We start from the raw sequence: 6,978 nt of genomic DNA on the forward strand, positions 1-6,978 counted from the left end.
TATATCTAGGTATGGAGGGTGTAACAAATGAAAAAAGTGCTGGTCATTGTTTACCCGGAATATGCTGACTTTCAAATTGCTCATACATTATTCTTGCTTAAAAAATTGGGAGAAGTAAAAGTAACGACCGCTTCACTTGATGGAGAAGCAGTAGAAAGTATTGGAAGTTTGAAAACAATGGTAGACACCTCTTTATCTGAAATTAAACTAGTAGAGTATGACCTTATTCTTATTCCAGGTGGAGATGGGATACCACAATTATTAGAAGAAACAGTAATGAAAGAAACATTAAAACGAGCCCATACTTCCAATATCCCCATTGCAACGATATGTGGGGCAGCAGCGTTTTTAGCACGGGTAGGGATTCTTAAAGGAAAAAGATTTACTTGTCGATTAGAGACGTATAAAATGAATCGAAAACTTTTTGAAGAATCGATCTATACGGGCACCCCGTTAGAAAAAGACCAACTTGTCATAACTGCAAAACCAACTGCATTTGCCGAGTTAGCGATAGCAGTCGGAGAAATGCTCCATCTTTTTAGAAATAAGCAACAATCGAATGCTCTTTATTCGTTTTGTAAAGGTGAAAATAGTTAATAAAGATTAGTAGAATCGGGTAGAAATTCAATTAATACTCGATTTTTTTTATTTTTCTATATGAAAACGTTGCCAAAATAATTTATTTAGTCTATGATAGTAACAGAAACACTTTTTTTATTTAACCAATAGTGAATGAGGATTCATTCAAACAATGATGTTAGGAGGATTATGTAAATGAGTCGAGTAATAAAACGTGCTGCAGTACTTGGATCAGGAGTGATGGGATCTGGAATAGCTGCTCATTTAGCGAATATAGGAATTCCTACCTTGATGCTAGATGTAGTGCCAAGAGATTTAACGGAAACGGAGAAAAAACAAGGTTTAACATTGGAAGATAAATCTGTACGAAATCGGATTGTTAGTAGCAATAAACAAGCGTTATTAAAACAGAAACCTTCCCCAATAACATCGAAAAAGAGCCTTGATCTAATTGAAGTCGGTAACTTGGAAGATGATTTAGAGAAATTAGCAGATGTAGACTGGATTGTTGAGGTAGTCGTTGAAAATTTAGCTGTAAAGAAGCAAGTTTTTGCCCAAGTAGATAAATTTCGAAAAGAAGGAACAATTGTCAGTTCCAATACATCTGGCATTTCAGTTGAAAGAATGATAGAAGATTGTTCAGATGACATGAAAAAACATTTTCTAGGAACTCATTTTTTTAACCCGCCAAGATATTTGAAATTATTAGAAATCATTCCAACAAAACATACGGATGATGAAGTTGTTTCTTTTATGAAAGAGTTTAGTGAGAATGTTTTGGGGAAGGGAGTAGTTGAAGCTAAAGATACACCTAATTTTATTGCAAATAGAATTGGAACATATGGACTTCAGGTCACTGTTCATGAAATGATAAAAGCGGGCTTATCTGTTGGGGAAGTCGACTCGATAACTGGCCCATTGATCGGAAGACCTAAGAGTGCAACTTTCCGCACATTGGATGTCGTAGGATTAGATACATTTATCCACGTTGCCAAAACTGTCTATGATCAAGTGGAGGGGGAAGAAAAAGCAGTTTTTGAAATTCCATCCTTCATGCAGGAGATGAATGAAAAAGGTTGGATTGGTGCTAAAGCGAAACAAGGTTTTTATTTGAAACAAAAAGGTAAAGATGGAAGCACTATCTTACAATTAAATCCAGAAACAATGGAATACGAGGAACGTAAAAAGCTAAAAACCGCAGCTGTTGAAATGGCAAAACAGCAAAAAGGCACCAAAAATAAGTTGAAAGCACTTATTTCCCAACCTGGTGATAAAGCAAGTGACTTTTTATGGAATATATTTAAACCTACCTTACTATATTCAGCGGAGCTTTTAGGGGAAATAGCTGATGATATCACCCAAATTGATAATGCAATGAAATGGGGATTTGGCTGGAAGATGGGGCCATTTGAAACTTGGGATGCAATTGGGCTTCGTAAATCAGTTGAACGAATGAAAAAGGAAGGAACAAGCATACCTTCATGGATCGAAAAACTGCTTGATGAAGGAAATGAAACTTTTTATAAAGAAGATAATGGCAATGTTTACTTCTATGATAATGGGGAGTACAAACAAGTAGATTTTAATAAAAAAGAAATTAATATAAAACGACTGAAGAGTGCGAATGGAGTTATCAAAAAGAATACTGGCGCTAGTTTAATAGATTTGGGAGACGGAGTAGCACTACTTGAATTTACTTCACCGAATAATTCTATTGGTCTTGACGTCATGCAAATGGTAAATAACGCTGTCGATGAAGTGGAAAAAAATTACGAAGGTCTTGTGATCGGTAATCAAGGGACAAATTTCTGTGTTGGTGCAAACTTAGCACTTATGCTAATGGAAGCTCAAGATGATAATTTCTTTGAACTGGATATGGTTGTGAAACAGTTTCAGAACATGACATTGAAAATTAAATATTCCGAGAAACCTGTCGTTACCGCACCTTTTAATATGACATTAGGTGGCGGTGCAGAGGTAACACTACCAGCAGCTTCCGTTCAAGCGTCAGCAGAATCATATATTGGTTTAGTAGAGGTTGGCGTTGGACTAATTCCTGGAGGCGGTGGAACGAAAGAACTCTACTTAAAAATGTTACGTGATATGCCTCAAGGAGTAGATTTTGACTTAATGAAAGTAGCGAATACTGTCTTTGAAAGAGTTGCTACGGCAAAAGTTTCTACTTCAGCTGAGGAAGCAAGAGAAAATGGCTTTTTAAATAATTACGATGGAATTAGTGTGAATCCAGATCATTTACTTCACGATGCAAAACAACGAGTTTTAGCTCTAGCACAGTTAGGATACAAAGCGCCTAAACGTGAAAAAATTCCTGTTGTTGGAGATGCAGGATATGCGGCGATGATGCTTGGGGCAAAACAACTGCAGTTAAGTGGTTACGCATCTGAACATGATATGAAAATTGCTGAAAAATTAGCATATGTAATATCAGGAGGTCGGATAAAAGAAGGAACAGTAATTGATGAACAAGTGATGCTTGACCTTGAAAGAGAAGCTTTCTTAAGTTTAATCGGTGAGCCAAAGACGCAAATGCGCATGCAGCATATGTTGTTAAAAGGAAAACCGTTAAGAAACTAGTGAAAACAAGGAAGTTAATGGAAGAAACCATAGTGATGGAAGAAGGAGGAATTAGATTGAGGGAAGCAGTCATTGTTGCAGGGGCAAGAACTCCTGTTGGAAGGGCAAAGAGAGGAACGTTAAAAAATGTGAGACCGGATGATTTAGCAGCATTAACTGTTAAAGAGACGTTAAAACGTGCAGATAATTATGATGGGAATATTGATGATGTTATTTTTGGAAATGCAATACCAGAAGCGGAGCAAGGGATGAATCTAGCAAATAATATCGCTGGACTTGCCGGATTGAAAAAAGAAACTCCAGCAATTACGATTAACCGTTATTGTTCATCTGGACTTCAATCAATCGCCTATGGAGCAGAACGCATTATGTTAGGACATAGTGACACAATTTTAGCTGGTGGAGCGGAATCGATGAGTCTAGTTCCAATGCCAGGACATGTGATTAAACCTAATTCTAGATTAGTAGAAGAAGCACCAGAATATTATATGTCAATGGGGCATACAGCAGAGGAAGTTGCAAACAGGTACGGCGTTTCCCGAGAGGAACAAGATGCTTTTGCAGTAGAAAGCCATAAGCGAGCGGCACAAGCGATTAAAGAAGGTAAATTTAAAGACGAAATCGTACCAGTGGAAGTGACTGAACGTTTTGTTGGTAAAAACAATAAAATTGAAGAGCGAACGATTACATTTGATACAGACGAAGGAGTTCGTCCAGGTACGACAATGGAAGTACTTGCCAAATTACGTCCAGCGTTTTCCGTTACTGGTTCTGTGACAGCTGGAAACTCCTCACAAATGAGTGATGGAGCAGCTTCAGTTTTATTAATGGATCGGGAAAAAGCAGTTGCTGAAGGGTTGACACCATTATTAAAATTCCGCTCGTTTGCGGTCGCTGGAGTAGAGCCTGAAGTAATGGGAATTGGTCCAGTAGAAGCGGTACCTAAAGCATTAAAACTTGCAGGGCTTGAACTTTCCGATATTGGAATTTTTGAATTGAATGAAGCCTTTGCATCACAATCTGTTGAAGTGATTAAAACACTTGGACTCGATCCAGAAAAAGTAAACGTAAATGGTGGCGCTATTGCACTTGGTCACCCACTAGGAATGACAGGTACAAAATTAACACTATCCATCATGCATGAGATGAAACGTAGGAATGAACAATTTGGTGTTGTTACGATGTGTATTGGTGGAGGAATGGGTGCAGCTGGAGTATTTGAACTGATATAAAAAATAAGGGTGGAGCGTTTTTCCCCCCTTCCTATCAATAAATTATGAAAGGATGTATACCAATGACAGAAGAAAAATTATTTAAAGGTGGAGCTTTTTTAGTAGAAGATTTAAAAGGCGAAGATATCATTACACCGGAGGATTTTACGGATGAGCATAAGATGATTGCTAATACGACGGAAGAATTTGTGGAAAAAGAAGTAATGCCTTTAGTTGATAATTTAGAGAACCATGAATTTGAACATTCCGTTAAGCTATTAAAAAAGGCTGGAGAATTGGGCTTATTAAGTGCTGATATCCCGGAAGAATATGGTGGTTTAGCATTAGATAAAACGAGCTCATCCTTAATTACAGAAAAGTTTGCTCGTGCAGGCGGCTTTTCTATCACACACGGTGCCCATGTTGGAATTGGAACATTACCAATTGTATTTTTCGGTAATCATGAACAAAAAGCAAAATACTTACCAAAACTTGCAACCGGTGAATTAATTGCCGCTTATGCATTAACCGAGCCAGGTTCAGGTTCCGATGCGCTTGGTGCAAAAACTACTGCTACATTAAATGAAGCTGGAACTCATTATATTTTAAATGGGGAAAAACAATGGATAACAAACTCCGATTTTGCTGATGTTTTCGTTGTTTATGCCAAAATTAATGGAGAGGATTTCTCGGCATTCATCGTGGAGCGCGATTATCCTGGTGTGTCTGTAGGACCAGAAGAAAAGAAAATGGGAATAAAAGCATCTTCCACTCGTACATTAGTGTTAGAGGACGCTGAAGTTCCAGTGGAAAATTTACTCGGTGAACAAGGGCGAGGCCATATTATTGCATTTAATATTTTAAATGTCGGCCGCTATAAGCTAGCGATTGGTGGAGTTGGCGGAGCTAAAGTTGGCATTGAGTTAGCTACGAAATATGTAAATGAACGAAAGCAATTTGATCGTGCGATTTCAAGCTTTACTTTAACACAAGAAAAACTTGGAACAATGGCAGCTGAAACCTACGCAAATGAGAGTGCGGTTTATCGTACAGTAGGCCTATTCGAACAACGGATGGGTTCCTTGTCAGAAGACCAATTAAAAGATGGACGTGAAGTTGCAAAAGCAATTGCTGAATACCAAATCGAATGTTCCATGAACAAATATATGTGTACAGAATTACTCGATTATGTTGCCGATGAAGCGGTGCAAATGCATGGCGGATACGGCTTTATGCAGGAATATGAAGTGGAAAGAATGTACCGAGATTCACGTATTAATCGAATTTTTGAAGGAACAAACGAGATTAACCGTTTATTAGTACCAGGAACCTTACTGAAAAAGGCATTAAAAGGTGAACTGCCGCTTCTGGAAAAAGCTCAAGGATTACAAGAAGAGCTACTCATGATGATGCCAGAAGAAGTCGGAACAGAAGCGTTAGAACAAGAGAAATATTTAGTGAAAAATGCCAAGAAAATTGTTTTACTAGGTGCCGGATTAGCCGCTCAAAAATACATGCAAAAAATAGAAGACGAACAAGAAATTTTAGCTAATCTAGCAGATATGGTTGCAGAAGTGTATAATATGGAATCTGCAATTTTACGAACAGAAAAAGCGATTAATGCAACTGGTGAAGAGAAAAATAAACAAAAACTTCTATATACAGAAGTATATGTCCAAGAAGCATTCAATCGAATCGAAGCCGACGCCAAAGAAATTTTAATCGCTGTGGAAGAAGGAGACAATCTCCGCATGATGTTATCTTCCCTACGTAAACTAACGCGTCACACACCTATTAATGTAATTGCTAAAAAACGTGAAATTGCTCAAGTGATTATTGATGCCGAAAGATATGTAGTATAAAATTGTGACCCCCGATACTTGGGGGTTATTTTTATTTAAAGTAACGCTGAATTCTCGTAGATATCGCTGAATCGAGTGTCGTTATCGCCGAATTATCGATTCAAATCGCTGAATCCCGGGAAAAATTCGCCGAATCAGTTTGCTGCGCTGAATTATTTAGATATTCGCTGAATTACAACGAAACTCGCTGAATCCCGGGGATAATTCGCTGAATCAGTTTGCTGCGCTGAATTATTTAGATACTCGCTGAATTATAATGAAACTCGCTGAATCGAGTGTCGTTATCGCTGAATTCTCGATAAAATCCGCTGAATCCCGGGGATAATTCGCTGAATCAGTTTGCTGCGCTGAATTATTTAGTTATTCGCTGAATTATAATGAAACTCGCTGAATTGAGTGTTGTTATCGCTGAAATAAAACAAAACTCGCTGAATTATCGATTAAATTCGCTGAATTGAATATCGATTCCGCTGAATCATCGATTAAATCGCTGAATCAATTCCCTGCTGATAAAAATATATAATAAATGCCAAAAATAAATTTCCATGTGAGTAAAGTACTCTAAAGTGCAGTTTTCTAATAATTAAAATGGCGTTTTTACCTATTATTGGAGTATAAAAAAGGAATTTTGTCTATTTGCAGAAAAGTATGTTCTATCGTAATCTAAAGAAAAAAGTAGGGATAGCATGATTCTAAAGGATCGAGAAGTAAGTATGATATTAAAAAAGCTG

General features: G+C 37.5%; 4 protein-coding genes. All 4 read left to right on the forward strand.

The annotated features are described in order from the left end of the window. Positions 1–27 precede the first annotated feature (27 nt). The 4 genes from ACPYKA_RS04805 to ACPYKA_RS04820 all read left to right on the forward strand — a co-directional run bounded on the left by ACPYKA_RS04805 (position 28) and on the right by ACPYKA_RS04820 (position 6,247). Entirely contained in the window at positions 28–597 is a 570-nt protein-coding gene (locus tag ACPYKA_RS04805; RefSeq protein WP_479541248.1) for a DJ-1/PfpI family protein, read from the forward strand. A gap of 177 nt (positions 598–774) precedes the next feature. Then, positions 775–3,174, forward strand: a complete 2,400-nt coding sequence (locus tag ACPYKA_RS04810) for a 3-hydroxyacyl-CoA dehydrogenase/enoyl-CoA hydratase family protein (protein ID WP_479541249.1) — start codon at positions 775–777, stop codon at positions 3,172–3,174. Positions 3,175–3,230: 56 nt separating this feature from the next. Further along, positions 3,231–4,406 (forward strand): acetyl-CoA C-acetyltransferase, encoded by a 1,176-nt coding sequence (locus tag ACPYKA_RS04815; RefSeq protein WP_479541250.1) that lies wholly within the window; start codon positions 3,231–3,233, stop codon positions 4,404–4,406. A gap of 62 nt (positions 4,407–4,468) precedes the next feature. Beyond that, positions 4,469–6,247 carry an acyl-CoA dehydrogenase family protein gene (locus tag ACPYKA_RS04820; protein WP_479541251.1) on the forward strand — a complete coding sequence of 593 codons (1,779 nt, stop codon included), beginning with the start codon at positions 4,469–4,471 and terminating at the stop codon, positions 6,245–6,247. Positions 6,248–6,978: the final 731 nt, after the last annotated feature.

Origin of the sequence: Pseudogracilibacillus amylolyticus (SeqCode) (assembly GCF_051918545.1) — a bacterium.
In the GTDB taxonomy this organism is placed as follows: Bacteria; Bacillota; Bacilli; order Bacillales; family Amphibacillaceae; genus Pseudogracilibacillus.

What these genes read in the sequence shown, in the direction of transcription:
- ACPYKA_RS04805 (WP_479541248.1), top strand. Translation starts at nt 28, where the DNA reads ATGAAAAAAGTGCTGGTCATTGTTTACCCGGAATATGCTGACTTTCAA.
- ACPYKA_RS04810 (WP_479541249.1), top strand. Translation starts at nt 775, where the DNA reads ATGAGTCGAGTAATAAAACGTGCTGCAGTACTTGGATCAGGAGTGATG.
- ACPYKA_RS04820 (WP_479541251.1), top strand. Translation starts at nt 4,469, where the DNA reads ATGACAGAAGAAAAATTATTTAAAGGTGGAGCTTTTTTAGTAGAAGAT.